Genomic DNA, 23,316 nt, shown 5'->3' on the forward strand with positions numbered 1-23,316 from the left:
CGTCTATTTATCCGACCAAACGGCAAGCTCATTTCCCGCTGGATCTTTGAAATGAAAGCGCCGACCACCCGGAAATGACAAAATCTCACGGGTGATGATACCGCCTAAATCCTTAATAATCGCATACGAGTTTTCCAGATTGTCGGAATAAATTACCGCGAGCGGAGCGCGAATGCTCGTGGCATCAAAACCGCAGGCAATGCCGCTGGAATCGGTGTCTATATAACTGGCTCCCCATTCGTTGAATTTCCACCCAAAAGCATCTGAATAAAAATTCTTGATTTGGGTAATGCTGTTCGAATCTTTACCGGAGAACTCGACATAATCAATGCTGTTATGTTTGTGATCAGACATGAGACACTCCTTTATCAAGATACATTAATCATCAGCGTATAACAACGCATGTGCCGTGATCTCATCCAGCACCAACGTATTCATCAACCGCCCTTCCAGTGCGCCGCGCAGTGCGGATACTTTACCCAAACCGCTGACCACACAGATCGCCGATTTTACCTTGCGCGTGATCGCCAAACTCGGACCGCTGGCGCGTTTATTGAACGGAATATCGGCAAAGCTGCCATCGGCACGGTAAAACACCGTGGCGATATCGCCGATTGCACCGGCGTCGCCCAATTCCTGTAAATCGGGTTCGTCCAAATACGCGGCGACATACACATGGCTCGGAATTTTTGCCGTGACGCTACCGACCGAGTAAATCAGCACATCTGCTTTCTCTTGGATGTCCAAAATATGTCGGATGGTGCGCTCACGCCACATCGCCTTTTTCGTGCGTGGGTCGTCGAAAAAAGTGGGCACAGGAAACAGGTGTGCTTGCGCGCCATAATTCTGTGCAAAACGTGCAATGGTATCGGTCACAAAGCCACTGACCAGATCGAGCGAGTTGGCGCTGCCGTTGAGCTGTACGAACGTTAAGTCGGGGATATTTTTCGGCGTCAATGCCCGCGATACCGCATCCAGCGTGGTTCCCCACGCCAAGCCGACCACTTGTCGCGGGCGCAGATTCGCATTTAATAAATTGGCCGTCGCCACCGCTACGCGCTCCAGCCAGATATCCTCATTGCTACCCATCGGAACGCTGACCACATGCGGCGTGATGAAGGGATAACGTTGTTTGAGCTGAGCCTCCAGACTTTTCGGATGCGCTTGTGGATCATGAATGTGAATTTCCACCAGACCGGTTTGCTTAGCAAAGGTCAAAAGACGACTGACTTTCGGGCGCGACAAACTCAACTCGCGCGCCACTTCGTCGGAAGTCAAACCTTGATGATAATACAAGCGCGCCACTTGGACGGCGAGGGTGTTTTGCTCTTCCAAATGAGCAGCGGAGGACGATTTACGACGTGACATAAAGGGGTTGTGGGCAGGATTAAAATGATGAGCCATTATGCCATATTGTCTGAGAAGACAAAGGATTTCATACGCGTTCGTTGTGCCGGTGCGGGAATATTGATGAATTGGGGTACTTACTAAATAGATCAATAAAAAACGAGCGTATTTACTTTGTGAGCATAAAAAATGGCTTATCGCAAGGATAAGCCATTTTTAGATTTTTTGGTAGGTCGTACAAGATTCGAACTTGTGACCAACGGATTAAAAGTCCGCTGCTCTACCAGCTGAGCTAACGACCCAAAAGAGAATGAAATTATATGGACATTGCCGGATTCTGTCAATGCTATTTGTGTGAATTTCTAAGGTTTTTTTGCTGAGGTGTTGGATGTTGTCAAATAAATTTACGTGAAAACGCTGAATTTTAGGTTTTTTGATTTAACACGTGTTCGGCGAAGCAAGTACAATTCAGTCTGTTGGTTGGCTATGGCATCGTTGATTTTTGGGGAGTCTAATTCCAAAAATGGATGTGCTGACAGTATTGAATGGATTGGGATATGAATAATTTTTCGGGCGATGATTTGTCGTTGTTGCGTACGCCGCCGCATTCGATTGAGGCGGAGCAGTCGGTATTGGGTGGCTTGATGCTGGACAATATGGCGTGGGACAAAATCAGCGATGTGGTGCATGAGGATGATTTTTATCGCTATGATCACCGGCTGATATTTAAAACGATCATGGGTTTGATTGAGAAAACGCATCCGGCGGATGTGTTGACGGTATTTGAGTCTTTGCAAAATCAGGGGCGGCTGGATGATGTCGGCGGTATGGCGTATTTGAACGCATTGGCGACTGGCGTATCGTCGGCGGTGAATATTCGCCGCTATGCGGAGATCATTCGTGATCGCAGTTTGTTGCGCAAATTGATTTCGGCGTCGGACAATATTGCCGAGTCGGCGCTCAGTCCGCAGGGACGCGACACGAATGAGATCATTGATTCGGCGGAGAAGGCGATTTTGCAGGTGTCGCAGGATGGTCAACGCGGTAACAATGAGTTTATCGAATTACCGGTGGTGCTCAAAGATGTGTTGGAAATGATCAATGAGCTGCACGAGCGCGAGCATATGGATGATGTGACCGGCGTGGCGACGGGCTTTGCGACGCTGGATAAAATGACGTCGGGGCTGCAAAAGGGTGATTTGGTAATTATTGCAGGCCGTCCATCGATGGGTAAAACTTCGTTTGCGATGAATATTGCCGAGCACATTGCGATTGAGGAGGGTTTGCCGGTCGCGGTGTTTTCGATGGAGATGGGCGCGGAGCAGTTGGGTTTGCGTGTGCTGGGCTCGGTCGGCCGGATCAATCAAAATCATTTGCGCACGGGTAAGTTGACCGATCAGGATTGGGAACATTTGACCGTGGCGATTGAAAAAACCCGCGACACGCAGTTGTTCATCGATGAAACGCCGGGCTTGAGCGCGCTGGAATTGCGTTCGCGCGCGCGTCGTTTGCACCGCACTTGCGGCGGGTTGGGCATGATTATGGTGGATTATATTCAGTTGATGAGCTCGCCCAATAATACGGAAAATCGTCAGGCGCAGATTTCGGAAATTTCACGCGGTTTGAAATCTTTGGCGCGTGAATTGGATTGCCCGGTAGTTGCTCTGTCGCAGCTCAGTCGTGCGGTGGAGAACCGGCCGGATAAACGTCCGATGATGTCGGATATTCGTGAGTCGGGTGCGATTGAGCAGGATGCGGACATCATTATGTTTGTGTACCGTGAGGAATATTATTTGCAAAAAGATGGCGAAAGTGTCAATCAGCAAAAATTGGACGAGGCGCGCGGCAAAGCGGACATCATCATTGGCAAACACCGTAATGGTCCGACCGGCGTGGTGAAATTGGCCTTCCACGGCGAGTTCACGCGCTTTGATAATCTGGCGTATGCCGATGATTATGCGGACTATTGATCCGTGGCTGTGGTGATGTGATGAATATGACGTATGTGGTTCCGTTAATCCTCAATCTGATTTTATTCGCCTCGGCGTATTATGTCGGGCGACGTTTGATTAACCCGAGTTGGTCGGGCGCAGTGCGTTTTGCGCTGTGGTGCGCGGTGTTTGTCATGGCCTTTAGCTTGCCGGTGTCGTTCGTGTTTCGCCGATTTTGGCTCCCGCTCGGGCATGTAGGTGTGATTCAGGTGCTGCAATACGCGATGGGTTTGTACTCGATTGTGTTGTTTATGACGCTGGCGCGGGATATTTTTTTATTTCTGAGCGGTATGGTGGAGCGCTCAATGGCGCGTCGGCAAAAACGCGCGACACAATTTCAAAGCTATGCGTCGTATGAGTTGCAGAACAAGCGCCGTGATTTTTTACGTGAATCAAGCCGATGGGGTGCATTGGTGCTGACCACCGGCGTGTTTGGTCGAGCGGCGGTGGATGCGAATGATATGCAGCCGACTGTGGTGAATGTCTCGGTGCCGATTCGCAATTTACCCCCCGCGTTGGAAGGCGTGCGCATCGTACAAATTTCGGACGTGCATATCGGGCAGATTCGCCACGAGCGGCGCTTGGTCGATGCGGTGGTGGCGACGGTAAATCAATTAAACGCCGACATCATTGCTCTGACGGGGGATTTGACCGATGGCTCGGTGGCGCAGTTGCGTGATCAGGTGGCACCGCTGGCGCAGATGCGGGCGAATCATGGCCGGTTTTTTGTGACCGGCAATCATGAGTATTACACCGAAAAGGCGGAAAATTGGTTGGCGGAGTGGGCGCGTTTGGGCTTTACCACTTTGCAAAATCAACATGCTGTATTGAATATCAACGGCGCACCGTTGGTAGTCGCCGGTGTGCATGATTTGCGTGCCAGTCAGCGCCATGCTACGCATGTGTGCAGTCCGCAATTGGCTTTGCAGGGCGCGCCCAGTGCGCCAACTATTTTGCTGGCGCATCATCCCGATACCGCTCAATTGACCGAAGGCTTGCCGATTGATTTGCAATTGTCCGGCCACACGCACGCAGGGCAATATTTCCCTGGGACGTGGATTGTGCGCTGGGTGCATGATTTTGCTCAGGGCTTGAGTGCGAATGGGCGGGGTTGGGTGTATGTGAACTCGGGTACGGGCTATTGGGGGCCGGCGCTGCGCTCAACCGATATTGTGAGTGAGGTGACGCTATTGACGCTCACGCGTGCATGAGCGGTCGCTCTGCTTCATGGTTGTTTTCACACAAGCCCGCGCAGATGCGGGCTTTTTGTATTGAGGCCACGCGGGTTTGGCGGCGCATCAAATCTCAGCGGGATCCACTTCGATCAGCCAAGTCAGGCGGGATTTTTGTGCGATCAGTTGCGCTTGCCAGAGTGGTAGAAATGCCTGCAATCGCGCACGCGAGGTGCATTCGACCAGTACTTGGGCGCGTTCGCTGTGCTTGACGCGCATCATGTGCATCGGCACGGCGGCGTTGACCACGATGCTGGCGAATTCGGGCTGTTCGCTGATGAGGGACAGTGCCAACTCGCGCGCGGCCTGTGCGAAGGCGTGTGCTTGCTCGTACGCATCCGCGCCCACCTGCAACAAGGCATGCGCGCCAAACGGCGGTAAATGCAATTGCCGACGCACATCCAGTTCCTCGGCGGCAAATTCGCTGAAGCGATGCGCGAGTAAATGCTGCCAAATCGAATGCTCAACGAAGCGGCTTTGAATCAGCACCTCGCCCGCGTATTGTCCGCGTCCGGCACGGCCAATGACCTGTTGCAACTGTGCGAAGAGCTTTTCGGGCGCGCGGTAATCCTGCGCAAACAGCCCGCTGTCTGCGTCCAATACGCCGACGACGGTCAAATTCGGCCAGTCGTGGCCTTTGGCCAAAATCTGCGTGCCAATCACGATGTCCACTTCACCGGCGGCGATTTGTTGCAATTGCCGCTCCAGTGCGCCTTTGAGACGGGTTGAATCGGCATCCAGACGCATCACGCGCGCGTTGGGCCAACGCAGTTGGATGGTTTCCTCCAAACGTTGCGTGCCTTGGCCAATCGGTACAATTTCGCTGTTGTCGCAGCTTGGGCATTGTTTCGGTACGGCGTGGTGCGCGCCGCAGTGGTGGCAATGCAGTTGACGCGAGCTTTTGTGGTACACCATGTGCGCCGAACACGCGGTGCAGTCGGCGATCCAACCGCAGTGCGTGCAATACACCACCGGCGCATAGCCGCGACGGTTTTGGAACAGCAAGCTCATCTGCCCGCGTGCCAACGCCGCATCCACCGCCTGAATCATCGGCTGGCTCAGGCCATCGTGCGCGTGGCGCTGTTGCGTGTTGATCAAATGCACTTTGGGCAATTGCGCACCGGCGCTGGCGCGTTGATGCAAAACATGCAGGCCATAACGCCCCGATTGCGCGCTTTGCCAGGTTTCAAAAGACGGTGTGGCCGAACCCAAAATAATCGGTATGCCCAATTGATGTGCGCGGTAAATCGCCACGTCGCGCGCCGAATAGCGAATGCCGTCCTGCTGACGATAGGACGGATCGTGCTCCTCATCAACCACGATGGCGCGCAGATTCGGAATCATTGCGAGTATCGATAGGCGCGTGCCCAAAATCACCCGTGCGTGGCCATAGGCGGCACGCCACCATGCGAGTAGGCGCTCGCCATCGTTCAAACCGCTGTGCAAAGACACCACCGCTTGCTCGCCAAAACGCTCGGTCAGTCGCTGCGCGAATTGCGGGGTCAGATTGATTTCGGGAACCAAGATCAACACCTGCGCGCACTCGTCATGCTGCAAAATCTGCGCCAAATAATGCAAATACACCTCGGTTTTGCCGCTGCCGGTGATGCCGAACAGCAATTGCGGTGCGGGCGGCTCGTTCGTGCTCTGCGTTGTGCTTAAAAGCGCATCCAGCACGGACTGCTGCTCCGAATTGAGTTGTAATGGTGCGTGAAATTCGACGGGCGCAGGCAAATCTGCATCCAGTGCGGCGCGTTTGCGCCACTGCTGCCAGGTGCGTTTGCCCTGTTGCAACTGCCAAACGCCTTCGTCATCCTGCACAAAATTCGCGGGCACGCGCAGCTTTTTCGGCAATGCGGGCAAACTCACTTCGCCCAAGCCGCGCTGATAGTAGCGCGCCATGAAATGCATTAATTGCAACCAGGCCGCATCCGCGCGCGGAACGCTCGGTACCGCGCCAATGACCGATTTGAGCTTGTCTGCGGGTACATCTGTCGTATCGGCGGTGTCAAACACCCAACCGACCACGGTGTTGGCTTCACCGCGCTTGTTCGGGCGGCCAAACGGCACAATCACCGCGCGCCCGAGCCATGCGTCGCGGTTGTGCTCATCCAAGCATTCACCGTCCGGTAAAGCGATCGAACGGGGCGCGTAGTCAAACAGCCCGTCCGCCGAAACGGCTACGGGCACATCACACGCCACACGCAAAACCCAAGTTGTCATTTATCGCGATAAACTCAAAAAATTATTAACATTAGACAGCATTTCTTTGATTTTATTAGAGAATTTTAATTGCCCACAAAATCTGTGGATAACTCTGTGGGTAAACCGTGTAAAACCGAGCCAAACCCTGTCAAAATCAGGCTTTCCAACAGACTGAGCAATTTTTACACATTTATGAAAAATCATAAAAAACAATGACTTACGTGAAAATATAAGCTCAATAAATCTCAAAATCAAGCAATGCCGCGTCTGTTCTGAGGCTTAACAATTTTGTGCGTAAGTCAAGCCAAAACAACAGAAAAAACTCAAAAAAAAGACAAAAAATCCCGACGAACTATGTTAGTACCATGACGCCAATATCAGTTGTGCCATGATTGCACCGATTCAGGCATGAAAACGGTGGATAAATTCAGTGAACATTGCCAATAATCACTTGGTTCGGCTCAAAATTTACTGTGAACAAACCCTGCGTCGCATCCGCTTAGCACACTTGGATGGCGCTCACATATTGATAAATTTTGGCGTAGACGAAGCGTCTGAAACAATATCCGGGTCAATCGAATGGTTTAAAAATATTGAATAAAAACAGTATATTAGATCTTAATTTGCATCGCCCGCAAAGCGCCGTACTGTGCGACGGGTTATCCACCCATGTAAGCCGTTACTTTTTGGGTAACTCCTCGACGAACCTCCAAAACGCCTGTCATATCAAGTGTCTACATCCGTGATTCGGCTGTGGATAACTTTGTGTACAACTCGGCTCAAAGCGGCATCCATCTGTTTCACCCTTATTCAATATAGATAGCCGCTTTGATTGCTTTGCTCAGTCTTTTTTGGCTTCGCGCTGACTGCGGCTATAACGATGCACCTCATCGACCAAGACAGTCACTGCGTCTGGGTTGACGAATTGCGAAATGCCGTGTCCCAGATTGAATACATGGCCGACATCCGCGCCGTATTCGTCCAATATTTGGCGTACCGTTTGGCGAATCACCGCTTCGCTGCCGAACAAGATCGACGGGTCAATGTTGCCTTGCAAAGCCACGCGGTCACCCACGCGTGCCTTGGCTTGTGCCAAATTGGTCGTCCAATCCAGGCCGAGCGCATTCGCACCGATGTCGCACATGGCTTCGAGCCATTGGCCGCCGCCCTTGGTGAATACGATCACGGGGATTTTCGCGCCGTCCTCTTTGCCGTCCACTGCGAGGTTCAATTGCGCCACGACCTGACGCATATACGCCAGTGAAAACTCTTGATAACAGCGGTGCGAGAGTGAGCCGCCCCATGTGTCAAACAGCATGACCGCCTGCGCGCCGGCGGCGATTTGTGCGTTCAAATACGACGCAGTGGCGTGCGCATTCACCGACAAAATGTGGTGCAACAGGTCTGGGCGCGAATACATCATGGTTTTGATCGTGCGAAAATCGCTAGAGCTGCCGCCCTCCACCATATAGCAGGCGATGGTATACGGACTGCCGGCAAAACCGATCAGCGGTACGCGGCCATTGAGCGATTTGCGAATTTGCGTCACTGCGTCAAAGACATATTGCAATTTCGCCATGTCAGGTACTTCGAGGCGCTGTACGGCGACTTCATCTTGCAATGGACGGTCGAATTTCGGCCCCTCATTTTCCACGAAGCGCAAACCCAGCCCCATCGCGTCCGGTACGGTCAAAATGTCGGAGAACAAAATCGCCGCGTCCAAGTTGTAGCGGTCAATGGGTTGAAGCGTGACCTCGGTGGCCAGCTCAGGATTCTGCGCCAGTTGCATGAAGCTGCCGGCCTGCGCGCGCGTGGCGCGGTATTCCGGCAAATAGCGTCCCGCTTGACGCATCAGCCAAATCGGCGTGTATTCGGTGGGCTCGCGGCGCAATGCGCGCAAAAACGTATCGTTTTGAAGGGGAGCAAATGTGGTCATGAGGCCAACTTTCTCAAAATAGGATGTCAAACTTGCGCGCATGGATACAACACCCATGGCAATCAGGTAAAGGTACTTAAATTAAAGTACGAAGTGCAACAAAAAAATCGGTAAGAGAAGTCAAGGTGAGTACACTTGACCCTCTCTACGCCAATAGAAAGTTGCCATGACACAGTACACCCACCTCAACCAAACAGAGCGTAACATCATAGCGAACATGAGCGCAAGCGGACACAGACTAAAAGCCATCGCCGAAGCGATAGGGCGAAACAAATCGAGCATTTCGCGAGAATTGCAACGCAATCGCAGCAAGCGTGGCTACCGTCCAAAACGCGCTCAAACCCTGTCCGAACTTCGTGCTCTGAATAGCCGAAATGCGAAGCGCATCAGCTCAGATATATTCAACGTTGCCACCCAATACCTAAACGACGAATGGTCACCAGAGCAAATTGCTGCGGCGTTACCGATTAGTCACACCACCATTTATAGTCGCGTCAGAGCAGACAAGAACCAAGGCGGACAACTTTACAAACAACTGCGCTGTGCCAAAAAGCGGCGTAAAGCCTATGGCAAATCCTACTCAACCCGAGGGCAAATACCCAACCGACGCGACATCAGCGAACGACCTGCCAGCGTTGAGACCCGTGAAGAGCTGGGACACTGGGAAGGTGATACAGTCATTGGCGCACATCACAAACAAGCCATCGTCACATTGGTGGAGCGCATGACTGGCTTGACCCTCATCGCCAAGGTTGAACGCAAAACCGCCGAGTTGGTGCGAAAAGCCTGCATAGAATTGCTCACACCATTCAAGGAACATGTCCATACCATCACATTCGATAATGGCAAAGAGTTTGCAGACCATGCCTTGATTGACCAAGCGATTGGATGCACGACTTACTTTGCTAAACCATACTGTTCTTGGCAACGCGGTTCAAATGAGAATACAAACGGTTTGATTCGGCAATACATTCCCAAAAAGGCTTCGATGGCGCACATCGATGCCGATTTCTTGGATACAATCATGCAGAAATTAAACAACCGACCGCGTAAACGGCATGGGTTTATTTCTCCTGCAAGTCTTTTTAACAGCGTTGCACTTCGTGCTTGAATTCACCGTAACATTGTACCAATGTATCGACATGAAATTCAAAATCTATGGGCTGGACGTACGGCGATCTCGTTTAACGCATGGTTGGGCTTGGCATGGCGCACGCAAGTGCCCTAATTTTGAGTACAATGCGAGGTGAAAAAACCAAAGGGCAACAATTGATTTTCATGAAAGGATGCACAAATGAGCGAACAAACTTATGTGGTCAGCGGGATGACCTGCCAGCACTGCGTGACGCGCGTACAAACCACTTTATCCGCCGTAGCGGGCGTTGACAGTGTTCGGGTTCAACTCATGCCGCCGCGCGCCGTGGTCAGCGGCTCGGCGCAATTGCCTGAGCTTCAAAATGCCTTGGCAGGGACAAATTTTAAAATTGAGGCCATGAATTAAGAGGGCGCTCAATAACGTCGAAAAGAAAGGGTGCTTGTATGAGCACCCTTTTGTTTGGATTGGCGATACGAATTATTTCTTCGCTGTCCAGCCGTCTTTCAAGCTGACAATGCGATTGAATACCAACGCGCCGGGTTGACTGTCTTTTTGGTCGGTGACGAAGTAGCCATGACGCTCGAATTGGAAATGCGTTTCGGGCGCGGTGTTGGCCAGACCGCTTTCCACGAAGCCTTGGCTGGTGTGTTTGGAGTCGGGGTTGAGCGCGGCGAGGAAATCTTTGCCGCCCGCATCGGGGTGCGGATCGTTGAACAGGCGATCGTACACGCGGATTTCGCACGGGATGGACGATGCGTCGGACAGCCAGTGGATGTTGCCTTTGACTTTGTAGTTGTTCGAGCCTTCGGTGCCGCTTTTTGAGTCGGGGAAGTAGTTGGCGTGTACCGCAATCACTTCGCCCGCGTCGTTGGTATCAAAGCCCGTGCATTCGATCACGAAACCGTGACGCAGACGCACTTTGTTGCCGACGAACAGGCGGAAAAAGCCTTTGATCGGTTCGACCATGAAGTCGTCTTGCTCAATCCACAGCTCGCGTGCGAACAGGAACTCGCGTTGTCCCATTTCAGGGTGGTGCGGATGTACGGGCGCGTGGCACAACTCGGTTTGGCCTTCGGCGTAGTTGTCGATGATGAGTTTGAGTGGTTTTAACACAGCCACGGCGCGCGGCGCTTTGGCATCCAGGTCGTCGCGCACGGCTTGCTCCAATACGCCCATTTCAATCCATGAGTCGGCTTTGGATACGCCGATGCGCTCGGCAAACAGGCGCAGGCTTTCGGGTGTGAAGCCACGACGACGCACGCCGACCAACGTCATCATGCGCGGGTCGTCCCAGCCGTCAACGTGGTGGTTTTCAACCAGTTGCAGCAGTTTGCGTTTGCTGGTGATGGCGTAGGTCAGGTTCATTCGGGCAAATTCGGTTTGCTCGGGCAGCGGTTGTTCAAACACGCCGACCTCGACCAGACGCTCCAGCACCCAGTTGTACAGCGGACGGTTGTTTTCAAATTCGAGCGTGCACAGTGAGTGGGTGATTTTTTCCAGCGCATCGGAAATGCAGTGGGTGAAGTCGTACATCGGATAGATGCACCATGTGTCGCCGGTGCGGTGGTGGTGCGCGTAGCGAATGCGGTAAATCACCGGATCGCGCATGACGATGAAGGAGGCGGCCATGTCGATTTTCGCACGCAGCACATGCGCGCCTTCGGGGAATTCGCCCGCGCGCATGCGGCGGAAAATATCGAGGCTCTCGCTTGCCGGACGGTCGCGGTAGGGCGAGTTTTGGCCGGCTTCGTGCAGTTGGCCGCGTTGCGCGCGGATGGTGTCGGCGTCCTGCGAGTCAATGTAGGCGTGACCGGCTTCGATCAGTTTTTCGGCGAATTGATAGAGTTGTTCAAAGTAGTCCGAGGCGTAGTACAGATGTTCTTCACCATATTCGTCGGTCCAGTCAAAGCCGAGCCAGTGCACCATGTCTTTGATCGAATTCACGTATTCGATGGATTCTTTTTCGGGGTTGGTGTCGTCAAAACGCAGGTGGCAGCGCCCGCCGTAGCTTTGCGCCAGACCGAAATTCAGACAAATGCTTTTTGCGTGACCGATGTGCAGATAGCCGTTCGGCTCGGGCGGAAAGCGGGTGATGACGATTGGCAGGGGACGACCGTTGGCATCCGTGCGATTCGCATATTTGCCTGCGGCGGTTTCCGTGTCGATTTTTTGGCGAATGAAGTTGGATGTGACTTCGGTTTCAATCGGATTCATGGCTTTGTTTGCTACGGTGGACATAATGACTTTCTGCTTCGGTGTTATGCGCTGATCGATGGGATGAGCGCGAATGAGATTAGTGTAGGGTGGCTTGTGCGGGTGTCTGCGCTACGCTTTCAGGCTGTTCGGCCTGCATGGGTACTTCATTGAGCGTGCGGATGTGCTGTTTGATCTGCGCGATTTCGTAGCTACTCAGCACCTGATCCAAATACGGCTGCGCTTGTTCGGTGCAGGCGTTGAGGATTTTCGCTTTGACCGGCAGCAGTTGCGCCTGCTGCATGGAAAATTCGTCCAAGCCCATTGCTAACAACAGACGTGTGAGCTTGGCATTGCCCGCCATTTCGCCGCAGATCGAGACTGGTTTGCTGGCCGTTTGTGCGGCGCGAATGGTGAAAATAATCAGTTGCAACACCGCCGGATGCAGTTCTTCGTACAGGTGCGCGACATCCGCGTCACCGCGATCCACGGCGAGGGTGTACTGTGTCAGATCGTTCGTACCGATGGAGACGAAATCGAGCATCGGCAGCAGCGCGTGCAAAATCAAGGCTGCTGATGGAATCTCGATCATGACGCCGATCGGTAGCTGCTCGTCAAACGGGATATCCGCCTCGCGCAGTTGCTGGCGTGCTTTTTCGATCAGGTGCAAGGTTTGTTGCAGTTGCTCCACGCCGCTGACCATCGGAATCAAGAGTTTGATCGAGCCGTAATGCGACGCGCGCAAAATCGCACGGATTTGCGTGAGAAACATTTTCGGGTTGGCCAGACAGTAGCGCACGGCGCGCAGACCGAGCGCCGGATTCATCGGTGTTTCGTAATCGTCGGTGGACAGGGCTTTGTCCGCGCCGATGTCCAGCGTGCGGATGGTGAGCGGTTTGCCCTCCATCGCCACCGCCGCGTTTTTGTAAAACTCGAATTGCTCGGTTTCGTCGGGCAAGTCTTTGCGGTTCATGAACAGGTATTCGGTGCGGAATAATCCCACGCCGTCTGCGCCGACGGCCTTCAGACGCGGGATGTCGGACGGTGATTCGATATTGGCCAGCAGCTTGATGGCTTTGCCATCGAGGGTTACGGCTTCGCGTCCGATCAATTGCGCCAGCAGTTGCTCCTGCGCGATCTGCGCCTGCTGTACCTGTCGGTAGTGTGAGAGAATCAGTTCGTCGGGGTTGACCAGTACCACGCCATTCACGCCATCGACAATCACCCATTCGTTTTGGCGGATGATGGCGCGCGCCTGTCCGGTGGAGACGACGGCGGGTAAACCCAAGCCACGCGCGACAATCGCGGTGTGGCTGTTCGGCCCGCCGGTGTCGGTGATGAAGCCGCCCAGCGAGCGGTCTTTGAATTGCAGCATATCCGCCGGCGCGATGTCGTGCGCGACCAAAATCATTTCGGCGTCAAATGCCTGCGGAATCTCGCACACCAGACGGTTGCGTTCGCGCAGCGCGCGCATGATGCGCGTGCCGACTTGCATCACGTCCTGCTTGCGTTCGCGCAGGTATTCGTCTTCAAACGCGTCAAACTGTGCCATCAGCTCATGCACCTGTTCGGACAGCGCCCACTCGGCGTTGTAGCGTTTTTGTGTGATTAACGCTTGTGTCGCTTGGACGATCAATTCGTCTTGCGCAATCATGCTGTGTACGCTGAGCATCGCGCTCATTTCGACCGGTGCGTCGTCGTCCAGTTGATTGTGTAGGTCGGTAAATTCGTCCTGCACGGTTTTGATCGCGGCTAAAAAGCGTTGCAACTCGTCATCCACTTGATCGGCTGCAATCAGGAAGTGTTGCGCCTCCAAGCTGACGTGCGAGAGCAGATGCGCTCGTCCAATCGCAACTTTTTCGCTGACGCCGATGCCGTGGATGCTGAAGGTCACTGTTGGCTTTCTGAGGTTGATGGGTGTTAACCGGCGCTTATTCGTCTTCGCCGAACTTGTTGGCGATGATGGCCAACACGGCGTCCAGCGCTTCTTGCTCGTCTTCGCCGTCGGCCTCAATCGTCACGGTGGAGCCGATACCGGCGGCGAGCATCATCACGCCCATGATCGATTTGGCATTGACGCGGCGACCGTTGCGCGTGATCCAAACCTCGCTTTTGAACGGTGTGACGGTTTGGGTCAACACGCCCGACGCGCGCGCGTGCAGGCCGAGTTTATTGATAATGGTGGTTTCTGCTTGGACCATGGGTGGTTCCTTATTCAAATAGACTCAAATCAGTTAATGCTTCAGCGCACGAATGACCGCGTTGCGCTGTTGGGTTTTATGGTTTTGCCGGATCGTTTGCCTGCTCATGGCTGCGTTCATAGGCAAACAAGCCGCGCTGACCGCCTTCAATTGCTTTTTGAGCCAATTCGGTCAGCGGCAGATGGCGGTAATTGAGCGCGCGCAACAAGGTCGGCAAACTCACGCCGTAGACCAGCTCGGTGTGCGGCTGCTGTTCGATCAGGCGCACCGCGCAGTTCGCCGGTGTTGCCCCGCACACATCGGTCACCACCAGCACGCCGTCGCCGTCGTTCAATTGATCAACTGCCTGCATGGCGCGCTGTGCCACCGCGTGCACATCCTCATCCGCCACCACGTCCAGCGCGATCACCGCTTCCGGTTCGTGCTTGTGCACGTGCGCCAAGGTCTCTAAAAACGCCTGTCCGAGCGGTGCGTGGGTGATGATTAATATCCCGATCATATCGATAAATCCATTGCGATGATGGCTGTGCCAACCGACTGTTAAGCAAATGGATGGCGTGCCTATGTCTCGCCATCAACAAACACTGCATTTTAGCCTGAATCCGCGCGCGCGTGAACCTTTGCGGATGATATTAGGTTTAGATATAGATAATATGCGGCATCTGTATGAAAAGTTCAAGTGCGGCGCGTGTTGGCAGCCCATATATGTGGCTGATAGGTGCTTGATGAGCCTAATGTCGGTTTGATTCGGACTTTGTTTGTCAGCCTCGGCGCGGATGTGGAATAATTCGGCTCTTATGATGACTCAAATTCCACGGCTTTTATGAATAACTCCTCTTCCAATATGGGCGATTGGTCGGATAACCCGAACATCCGCAGTGCGCAAAGCGATATCCACAGCGATTTGCCGCGTGTGCTGGCGCGTCATCAGGGCACGGCGTTTCAAAAGCCGTATACCGAGTATAACCGTGCGGCATTTGCGCAGTTCATGCAGGCGTGGGCGGAGCGTCAATTTGCGCCGTTGATTGTGGACGCTGGTTGTGGCGTAGGTGAGTCCACACTGCACATTGCGCGCGCGCATCCGCAGGCCTTTGTGGTGGGCGTGGATCAGTCTGAGGATCGTTTGACGACGCATAAAAGTTGGTGGCGCGATCAAATGCCGGATAATTTCATCTGGATACGCGCCGATTTGGTTGATTTTTGGCGACTGTTGCACGATGAGCTGGCGCGGCGTGGCGAGCGGCTGTACAAACATTTCATTCTTTATCCCAATCCGTGGCCGAAAATCGGCCATTTGCAACGACGTTGGCACGGCCATGCGGTGTTTCCCACGATGGTCGCGCTGGGCGGTACGTTGGAATGTCGCAGCAATTGGCCGGTGTATGTGCGTGAGTTTGCATTTGCTGTGCGCCATGTGACGGGTGTTGAGCCGGAAAGCATCGGGCAGTTACCGATTATCGAGCCAATCACGCCGTTTGAGCGCAAGTATCATGCGCGTGGCGAGCCGCTGTTTGTGTGTCGGTTTGAGCTACCGTCAAGGTTGCCCTTGTGTTGCCCTTGAATCAGTCGTCCGTCAGCCTCGTCCGTAGTCTTTAATCAGGCATCGAATCCCGCCCCCGTCTTTAGGATTATTTGCGAAATGGGCATATTCGGCCTACAATGGCGCTGTTTCTTTTTTTACAAAATCAACTGAATAGTGATTATCTGATTATCCATTGGGGGTGTGAGTCATGGCTCATTCAAACGCATACGACGTGATTATCATTGGCGCAGGGCCTGCTGGGTTAAGCTTGGCGCGCTCATTGGCGGGTACGACGCTCAAAGTGGCGATCATCGATCCCGCGAGCGAGCAAACATTGAAAAATCCACCGCCCGATGGCCGTGAAATCGCGTTGACGCATTACTCCAAGGAATTGTTGCAGGAAATGGGGGCGTGGGATGCGGTGCCGGAAGGCGAGATTTTCTTCCTGCGCTCGGCCAAGGTAGTGGATGGTACGTCGCCATTTGAACTGCATTTTGAAACGCCGGATAAAGCGCGCGGCAAACCGGCCGACACGCTGGGCTATTTGATTTCCAATCACCACATCCGCCAATCCGTTTATTCACAGGTTGAGCATCAAGCGAATTTGACTTGGTTCACCGAGCAAAAGGTACAAACCGTCGGTGCGACGCCTGAGCAAGCGCACGTCGTTTTGACCTCCGGTGAAAAATTGACTGCCGCGCTGGTCGTGGCGGCGGATTCGCGTTTCTCCACCACGCGCCAGCAGATGGGCATTCCGGTCGATATGCACGATTTTGGCCGCACCGTGATTGCGCTGCGTTTTGAACACACGGCGAGCAATGAAAACACCGCGTTTGAATGCTTCCACTACGGTCGTACTTTGGCGATTTTGCCCTTGACCGAGAACCTGTCCAGCGCGGTGATTACGATTGACACGCAATTGGCGCATCAGGTTTTGGATTTGGACGATGAGGCGCTGGCGCAAGACATTGCCGAGCGCGTCAACCACAGCTTGGGCGACGTGAAAGTGGTGAGTCCACGCCATCGCTATCCGCTGGTTGGTACGCATGCACGCCGTTTTTACAGCACCCGCTTTGCGCTGATCGGTGACGCGGCAGTCGGTATGCATCCCGTAACCGCACACGGGTTTAACCTCGGCCTGTCAAGCCAAGCCATTTTGAGTGATTTGATCAAATCGGCGCACCGTCAACGGCGCGACATCGGCACACCTACGCTGCTGCAACAATACGATCGCAAACATCAGCTCAAAACCCGCCCGATTTACCACGGCACGAATTTTGTGGTGAAACTGTTCACCAACGAAACGCCACCGGCGAAATTGCTGCGCACGGCGGTTTTGCGCGTCTCGGATGTGCTCATGCCGGTGAAAAAACTCATCAGCCATCAGTTGACGGGTTGATGAACAGCGGTTTGAATAGATTGAATTGGCGTCAATCGGTGAAATCAACACGGATTGGCGCATTTTTATTGGGCGCTTGGGGCGCTTGCAGCATTTGGGGTATTTCGAGTGCTCACGCACAGGCGGCGCCGATGTGCGAGCCGACGCAAGTCGAGCAGATTCGCCACAATACCGACACCACGGATTTGAATTTGAAGTGTTCACTCACTTTATCTGCCGACGCCATCATCGCGCGGCGCGTGGTCATAGCGGGCGAAGAGGCTTCGGGGCTCGTGCTGGACTGCGCGGGCGGCATGATCGTTGCGCCTGAGGCGGAGCCATATTCATTACTCATTCAATCGCGTCGCAACAGCGATGGCTCGTGGTCGGCGCCGCGACACGTGCAGGTGAAAAATTGTACGGTCGTCGGTGGTACACGCATCGTCGGTATGGGCATCAATGGTCAAGCCGAAGCCGTGCGTCAGTCATCATTGACTGCGGGGCATACCGAGCGCGCACAGACTGCGGCTCCAGTCGATACGCAGTTTGACAATGTGGTTTTCCAAGGGCGCGGTACCATCCCGTTGTACATCGCGCCGGGCGTGACGTACACGGCGGTGCGACATTCAAAAGTCACCGGACGTTCGTCATCCACGGCGGTATATTTGGATGCGGAGTCGGCGCATACCGAGTTGAGCGATACGGTGATTGACACCCAGACGCGGCGCGAACTGCTGGCAGTGGATGGCTCGGCGCACAATTTGATTGCGCGGAATCGCTTCGTTTCGCCAGTCAAGGGCGGAATTTATCTGTACCGCAATTGCGGCGAGGGCGGCACGGTGCGGCATCAAGCGCCGCAGTTCAATCGGATCGAGGGCAATACCTTTGATTATCGCGCTGCTTGGGGTTGGCGACCGGCGGTATGGGTCGGCTCGCGCGCGGGTTGGGCGGGATGGCGTTCGTATTGCGCTGCTGACAGCGGTTATTCTTTGGGTAGCAGCGCGGATGATGGCGATTTTGCCGATCGCAATGTGGTTCAGAATAATATTTGGCTCAATCGTTCAATCTGGTGGTCAACGCTGGACTGGGGCGCGGAGAATGTGTGGTCGGGCAATCGGCGTGAATGAGTTTGGGTTTTTGGTTCGAATCAATAAAAAGCGGCCTGCGATTGTGCAGGCCGCTTTTGCTATGGATTGAAACGTTAGGCTTTTTTGACAAACTGTGATTTCAAACCCATTTGTCCAACGCCGTCGATTTTGCAATCAATATCGTGATCGCCGTCCACCAAGCGGATGTTTTTCACCTTCGTGCCGACTTTGACGACCAAGGACGAGCCTTTGACTTTCAGGTCTTTGATGACGGTGACGGTATCGCCGTCTTGTAAAACCTGTCCATTGGCGTCTTTGACCACGCGCGGCGCATCGTCATCGCCAGCGGTATCGGCAGTGAGTGGCCACTCATGCGTGCAATCCGGACAAATGTACTGTTCACCGTCGGAGTAGGTGTTTTCCATGCCGCAAACGGGGCAGGCTGGGATGGTATTCGGCATTGTGTTCCTTTGCTTTATGGACTTATTAAATCGATGCGCCCGCGGTCTGAGCTGCCAATGCCAGCGGATTCGGCGTCGGCTCGCCGACTTTGCGCAGAATATTGCGATCGGTGTGGTGGAATGGTTCGGTTTGTCCTTGAATCAGCATTACCGTGTCTTCGTCATAGCCCCATGTGCCGTCGTCGTTGATAAATACTTTAATGCGGAACTCGATGGTTTTGAACGCGTGTTCCAAGAATGGGTTCGAGTTGATGCCATAGTACGGATCGCCTTGGCGCGCGACCAGCTCGAATTCCTTGGCATCTGGTGCGACCGTGCCGCCGGCCATCAGAGCTTGCCCACGCGGAATGGTCAAAGTGTGAATCACCGTTTGCGTGGCTGGCTCCCACAGCCAATAACCCACTTGATCGTGGTAGGTTTTGACCTGATCGGGCTTGGTGATGTGGACATGGTAGCGCAAACCATAGAATAATTGCGGGCCGTTGGTTTGCGGGTCGATCGGTTGCAGCTCAATGCGTTCAACGTACGCCTGCTTTTTCGGGCCTTCCGCTTTTGGCTTGACGTCCAGACCGCGTTCGCCTTCCCAAATGCCCGCCATCGCGGTCAAAGGTCCCAGATTTTTCAGGGTGTCCACATCCACGGGATAGGGTTCGGTATAAATATCTTTTGGAAAATCGCTCATGAAGTTCTCCTTGGTGGTAATGGTGTTATTTTCGCACGAAACGCGCCTTTGCACAAAAATAAACTGTGTGGAAAAAGTGTTGCTTGCCTCTTGTATTTGGGTAAAACGTCCCCATCATTGCGCTATCATGAATTCAACGCGGCGCTTTGCATGAGCGCCGAATCCAAGGCAAAGACGCAATTATGGCAAAAAAAGATTATTACGAAACCCTTGATGTGGCGCGCAACGCCACGGACGACGAAATTAAAAAAGCATATCGCAAGCTCGCGATGAAATATCATCCGGATCGCAATCAGGACAATCCATCGGCGGAAGAAAAATTCAAAGAGGTGAAAGAAGCCTATGAAATGCTCTCTGACCCCGATAAACGTGCGGCGTATGATCAATACGGCCACGCAGGCGTTGACCCGAATATGGGCGCGGGCGGATTCGGCGGTGGTTTTGGCGGCGGCAGCCCGTTTGGCGATTTCGGCGATATCTTCGGCGATATCTTCGGTGGAATGGGGGGGCGTCAACGCGGGCCGCAGGTTTATCGAGGTTCCGATTTACGTTACACCATGGAAATCAGCTTGGAAGACGCCGCCAATGGCAAAGTGACGCAAATTCGCGTACCGAGTTGGGAAGAGTGTGATGTGTGCCACGGCTCCGGCGCGGAACCGGGAACCAGCGCGGAAACCTGTCCAACCTGTAAAGGACAAGGCCAAGTGCGCATGTCGCAAGGCTTTTTCTCTGTGCAGCAGACCTGTCCAACCTGTCATGGCACGGGCAAACACATCCCATCGCCGTGTAAAAAATGCCAAGGACAAGGCAAAGTCAAAACTCAAAAGACCCTCGAAGTCAATATTCCGGCGGGGATTGAAGACGGCATGCGCATTCGCAACGCCGGCAAAGGCGAGCCGGGCGTGAACGGCGGGCCGGCGGGTGATTTGTTCGTCGAAATTCACATCAAGCGCCATCCGGTGTTTGAACGCGACGGTACAGACTTGCACTGCACCATTCCGCTGGCCTTTACCCAAGCGGCTCTGGGCGGTGAAATTGAAGTCCCAACCCTGCACGGCAAAGCCAGCATGAGTATTCCCGAAGGCACGCAAACCGGCCAAGTGTTCCGTCTGCGTGGTAAAGGTATGCCGCATGTGCGCTCCGCCTCAACGGTCGGCGATCTCTACGTCCACGTAGAACTCGAAGTGCCGGTCAAATTGACTTCGGAGCAAAAAGAACTGGTTCAGCGGCTCGATGAAAGCCTAAAAGCCGGAGGCGAGAAGCACAATCCAAAAGCGAAAAGCTGGTTTGACAAGGTAAAAGGTTTTTTTAATTAATCGGTTTGCGACCATAGAACGCCTGTTTTTTGGTCGCAGTCCGGTATTTTTCGATAAAAACTGCCGTTGTGTTGGGTATGCTGTGAGAGGTAGTTTAAATATTGATGTACGTAGATCGGATCGGGTTTGAATGTTTCTGCGATCTGCCAGAATTCGTCTAAAGATGTGTAAATGACACTTTAAAACTGAGCCACTTACCGCGCAGTATGTTTAAAAAACGCGGAGTAAAAGTGAGCCACTGTTAAGCGCGTTAGACTTTGCTTTTAGAAGAGCAAAGGAAGCGCAATAAGGATGTTTACAGTGGACACATACGCACAAGTCAGACGAGCTGTGCTGATAGAAGGTCGCAGTCGCCGCTCGGTGGCTCAAGAATTAGGATTATCACGCAACACGGTCGCCAAGATGGTCAAACACCATCTGCCACCTGGTTATCGCCGCAAAGCGGCCCCCGTTTCCCCCAAGCTGGATGCATTTACGGGCATCATTGACCAGATACTCGAAGACGACAAATTGGTCATCAAGAAGCAGCGCCACACCGCCAAACGAATCTTGGAACGATTGCGAGACGAGCACGGTTTTACGGGTGGCTATACGATTGTGCGCAGCTATGTCATGAAACAACAGTTACGGATGCGAGAGGTGTTTATGCCTTTGCATCATCCAGCGGGTCAAGCGCAAGCAGACTTTGGCGAGACCGACATCATCTATCGCGGCTGCAAGACGCGCGTGCATTACTTTTGCCTGTCATTACCGCATTCTGATGCATTCTATGTGAAGGTTTACCCAGCCGAGACCACAGAGGCATGGCTCGATGGCCATGTCAGCGCATTTGCTTGGTTGGGCGGCATTCCGCAATCGATTCTGTACGACAACAGCAAGATGTTGGTGTCGAGTATCAACAAACAAACCAAAGAGCGCACGCTCACCGATGCGTTCAAACGTCTACACTGTCATTATCTGTTTGATACGCGCTTCGGACGACCTGCGCGTGGCAATGACAAGGGAAAGGTGGAAGGCATTGTGGGCTATAGTCGCCGTAACTTTCTAGTGCCGATGCCACGTGTGCAATCCCTTGATGAGCTCAATGTGCGTTTACAAGAGGCATGCGAGCGGCGGCTAAAGGCTGTATTGCGTGGACATTCGGGGACGATTGGCGCACGGTTGCAGGCAGACAAAGCACATTTCTTGCCGTTGAGCGACGTGCCGTTCGATGCGTGTGAATCGGTATCCACCAAAGTCAGTTCGCTGTCATTGGTGCGCTATCGCTGCAACGACTATTCGGTTCCGACCGAATATGCCTATCAAACCGTGCAGGTGCGTGGTTATGTGGACAGAGTCGTGATTGGTCACGCAGCCAAGGTGATTGCCGTGCATGAGCGCAATTATGGCAAAGCGCAGTTTGTCTATAACCCTTTGCATTATCTGGCTTTACTCGAAACCAAGCCGAATGCACTCAATCAAGCTGCACCGTTACACGGTTGGGCTTTGCCAGAGGACTTCGAGCGACTGCGCAGGTTGATGGAAGCTCGTTTGGGCAATGGGGGACGGCGTGAGTACATTCAGGTATTGCGATTGCTTGAAGACTTTGGTGAGGAAGAAGTCGCCGTTGCGGTTGAGGAATCTTTGCGTTTGTCCACCATCAGTTATGATGCGGTCAAACATTTGGTATTGGCCAAGCATGAGCGTCGTCAGCCACGTTTGAATCTATCGGCTTATCCACACGTACCACAAGCATCGGTGGGCACGACTGATACCCGTGCTTACATGAGCCTGTTGACACAGGAGGTGCGCCATGTCGCTTAATCAATTGTCAACGATGGAAACCTCTGTGCCGCCAGCCGTATTACTCAACCACCATTTGAAGCAACTGCGTTTGCCCACCTTTGTACGCGAACACGAGAAGGTGGCACTTGAATGCGCTCAAGGCGATGTGGACTATCAGCGTTACTTACTGCGCCTGTGCGAACTCGAACACATCGACCGCGAGCGGCGCAACATCGAGAGGCGAATTCGCCAAGCCAAGTTTCCGCAAGTCAAAGGGCTGGACACGTTTGACTTTAAGGCGATTCCGAGCTTGAACAAATCATTGGTGCTTGAATTGGCACGTTGCGAGTGGATTGAACAGCGTGAGTCGGTGATTGCTTTGGGCAATGCGGGGACGGGTAAAACCCATACCGCTCTGGCATTGGGATTGGCGGCTTGCCAGAAGAATCATTCGGTCTTCTTCAGTACCGCTGCCGCGTTGGTGCATGAGCTGATGGAGGCGCGGGATGAGCGGCGTTTACGGGCTTTGCAAAAACAATTGGCGCGAGTGCAATTGCTGATTGTTGATGAGTTGGGTTATGTGCCGTTTACCGCTGTGGGTGCTGAGTTGTTGTTCGAGGTTTTTAGCCGACGCTATGAGCAAGGGGCAACATTGGTCACCAGTAACTTGCCGTTTGATGAATGGACTTCGGTGTTTGGTTCCGAGCGTTTGACTGGCGCTTTGCTCGACAGACTCACACATCATGCTCATATCCTTGAAATGAATGGTGATAGCTACCGACTTGAGGCGCGTAAACGACGCAAAAATGATAAGGAGGCTAATTTGGACGGTTGATTGAGTTTATGATATCGGGATTTACGATACAATCCTCTACGAGGACTTCGGTCTATTTTTTTAATGCTC

General features: G+C 53.3%; 20 protein-coding genes and 1 tRNA gene. 10 read left to right on the forward strand and 11 right to left on the reverse strand.

Features of this window, described 5'->3' with window-relative positions; genetic code table 11:
- Positions 1–3: 3 nt before the first annotated feature.
- From ACZ41M_RS10960 to ACZ41M_RS10970, 3 genes are all read right to left on the reverse strand, one after another.
- Entirely contained in the window at positions 4–354 is a 351-nt protein-coding gene (locus ACZ41M_RS10960) for a VOC family protein (RefSeq protein ID WP_464731137.1), read from the reverse strand.
- Between the two features lie 24 nt (positions 355–378).
- Positions 379–1,368, reverse strand: a complete 990-nt coding sequence (locus ACZ41M_RS10965; RefSeq protein WP_464731136.1) for a sugar-binding transcriptional regulator — start codon at positions 1,366–1,368, stop codon at positions 379–381.
- Between the two features lie 205 nt (positions 1,369–1,573).
- A tRNA-Lys gene (locus ACZ41M_RS10970) sits at positions 1,574–1,649 on the reverse strand.
- Positions 1,650–1,904: 255 nt separating this feature from the next.
- Here ACZ41M_RS10970 and dnaB point away from each other — a divergent pair.
- Both dnaB and ACZ41M_RS10980 read left to right on the forward strand, forming a co-directional pair.
- Positions 1,905–3,317, forward strand: a complete 1,413-nt coding sequence (dnaB, locus tag ACZ41M_RS10975) for a replicative DNA helicase (RefSeq protein ID WP_464731135.1) — start codon at positions 1,905–1,907, stop codon at positions 3,315–3,317.
- 20 nt (positions 3,318–3,337) lie between these two features.
- On the forward strand, positions 3,338–4,549 hold the full coding sequence (locus ACZ41M_RS10980) for a metallophosphoesterase (protein ID WP_464731134.1): 1,212 nt from the start codon (positions 3,338–3,340) through the stop codon (positions 4,547–4,549).
- An 87-nt stretch (positions 4,550–4,636) separates the two neighbouring features.
- On the opposite strand, the gene priA is transcribed toward ACZ41M_RS10980, so the two are convergent.
- Both priA and hemE read right to left on the reverse strand, forming a co-directional pair.
- Positions 4,637–6,793 (reverse strand): replication restart helicase PriA, encoded by a 2,157-nt coding sequence (gene priA, locus ACZ41M_RS10985; protein WP_464731133.1) that lies wholly within the window; start codon positions 6,791–6,793, stop codon positions 4,637–4,639.
- A gap of 823 nt (positions 6,794–7,616) precedes the next feature.
- Positions 7,617–8,711 (reverse strand): uroporphyrinogen decarboxylase, encoded by a 1,095-nt coding sequence (hemE, locus tag ACZ41M_RS10990; RefSeq protein WP_464731132.1) that lies wholly within the window; start codon positions 8,709–8,711, stop codon positions 7,617–7,619.
- 166 nt (positions 8,712–8,877) lie between these two features.
- On the opposite strand from hemE, the gene ACZ41M_RS10995 reads away from it, so the two are divergent.
- A complete protein-coding gene (locus tag ACZ41M_RS10995; protein ID WP_464730024.1) occupies positions 8,878–9,822 on the forward strand; it encodes an IS30 family transposase in 945 nt (314 codons plus the stop codon).
- Positions 9,823–10,005: 183 nt separating this feature from the next.
- On the forward strand, positions 10,006–10,212 hold the full coding sequence (locus ACZ41M_RS11000; protein ID WP_464731131.1) for a heavy-metal-associated domain-containing protein: 207 nt from the start codon (positions 10,006–10,008) through the stop codon (positions 10,210–10,212).
- 72 nt (positions 10,213–10,284) lie between these two features.
- On the opposite strand, the gene ACZ41M_RS11005 is transcribed toward ACZ41M_RS11000, so the two are convergent.
- The 4 genes from ACZ41M_RS11005 to ACZ41M_RS11020 form a co-directional block, all read right to left on the reverse strand.
- Positions 10,285–12,045, reverse strand: a complete 1,761-nt coding sequence (locus ACZ41M_RS11005) for a glutamine--tRNA ligase/YqeY domain fusion protein (RefSeq protein WP_464731130.1) — start codon at positions 12,043–12,045, stop codon at positions 10,285–10,287.
- Between the two features lie 55 nt (positions 12,046–12,100).
- Positions 12,101–13,894, reverse strand: a complete 1,794-nt coding sequence (ptsP, locus tag ACZ41M_RS11010) for a phosphoenolpyruvate--protein phosphotransferase (RefSeq protein WP_464731129.1) — start codon at positions 13,892–13,894, stop codon at positions 12,101–12,103.
- 37 nt (positions 13,895–13,931) lie between these two features.
- Positions 13,932–14,201, reverse strand: coding sequence for an HPr family phosphocarrier protein (locus tag ACZ41M_RS11015; RefSeq protein ID WP_464731128.1), 270 nt, complete (start codon positions 14,199–14,201; stop codon positions 13,932–13,934).
- 76 nt (positions 14,202–14,277) lie between these two features.
- Positions 14,278–14,700 carry a PTS sugar transporter subunit IIA gene (locus tag ACZ41M_RS11020; RefSeq protein WP_464731127.1) on the reverse strand — a complete coding sequence of 141 codons (423 nt, stop codon included), beginning with the start codon at positions 14,698–14,700 and terminating at the stop codon, positions 14,278–14,280.
- 324 nt (positions 14,701–15,024) lie between these two features.
- Between ACZ41M_RS11020 and trmB the strand changes: the two genes are divergently transcribed.
- The 3 genes from trmB to ACZ41M_RS11035 all read left to right on the forward strand — a co-directional run bounded on the left by trmB (position 15,025) and on the right by ACZ41M_RS11035 (position 18,228).
- Positions 15,025–15,762, forward strand: coding sequence for a tRNA (guanine(46)-N(7))-methyltransferase TrmB (gene trmB / locus ACZ41M_RS11025; RefSeq protein WP_464731126.1), 738 nt, complete (start codon positions 15,025–15,027; stop codon positions 15,760–15,762).
- Between the two features lie 169 nt (positions 15,763–15,931).
- Positions 15,932–17,122, forward strand: a complete 1,191-nt coding sequence (gene ubiM / locus ACZ41M_RS11030; protein WP_464731125.1) for a 5-demethoxyubiquinol-8 5-hydroxylase UbiM — start codon at positions 15,932–15,934, stop codon at positions 17,120–17,122.
- A 38-nt stretch (positions 17,123–17,160) separates the two neighbouring features.
- Positions 17,161–18,228 carry a hypothetical protein gene (locus ACZ41M_RS11035; RefSeq protein WP_464731124.1) on the forward strand — a complete coding sequence of 356 codons (1,068 nt, stop codon included), beginning with the start codon at positions 17,161–17,163 and terminating at the stop codon, positions 18,226–18,228.
- Positions 18,229–18,302: 74 nt separating this feature from the next.
- Here the strand turns inward: ACZ41M_RS11035 and ACZ41M_RS11040 are convergent, their stop codons facing one another.
- Both ACZ41M_RS11040 and ACZ41M_RS11045 read right to left on the reverse strand, forming a co-directional pair.
- Entirely contained in the window at positions 18,303–18,650 is a 348-nt protein-coding gene (locus tag ACZ41M_RS11040) for a zinc ribbon domain-containing protein YjdM (protein ID WP_464731123.1), read from the reverse strand.
- Positions 18,651–18,675: 25 nt separating this feature from the next.
- Entirely contained in the window at positions 18,676–19,332 is a 657-nt protein-coding gene (locus ACZ41M_RS11045; RefSeq protein WP_464731122.1) for an FABP family protein, read from the reverse strand.
- Between the two features lie 182 nt (positions 19,333–19,514).
- Here ACZ41M_RS11045 and dnaJ point away from each other — a divergent pair, with 182 nt between their 5' ends.
- The 3 genes from dnaJ to istB all read left to right on the forward strand — a co-directional run bounded on the left by dnaJ (position 19,515) and on the right by istB (position 23,247).
- Positions 19,515–20,648 (forward strand): molecular chaperone DnaJ, encoded by a 1,134-nt coding sequence (dnaJ, locus tag ACZ41M_RS11050; protein WP_464731121.1) that lies wholly within the window; start codon positions 19,515–19,517, stop codon positions 20,646–20,648.
- Positions 20,649–20,939: 291 nt separating this feature from the next.
- The gene (gene istA, locus ACZ41M_RS11055) at positions 20,940–22,451 is read left to right on the forward strand and encodes an IS21 family transposase (RefSeq protein WP_464730362.1); all 1,512 of its coding nucleotides are present in this window, start codon (positions 20,940–20,942) and stop codon (positions 22,449–22,451) included.
- A complete protein-coding gene (gene istB, locus ACZ41M_RS11060; protein ID WP_464730363.1) occupies positions 22,441–23,247 on the forward strand; it encodes an IS21-like element helper ATPase IstB in 807 nt (268 codons plus the stop codon). Before istA ends, istB begins: the two co-directional genes overlap by 11 nt.
- Positions 23,248–23,316 lie beyond the last annotated feature (69 nt).

Source organism: Puribacter membranae (genome assembly GCF_055380425.1).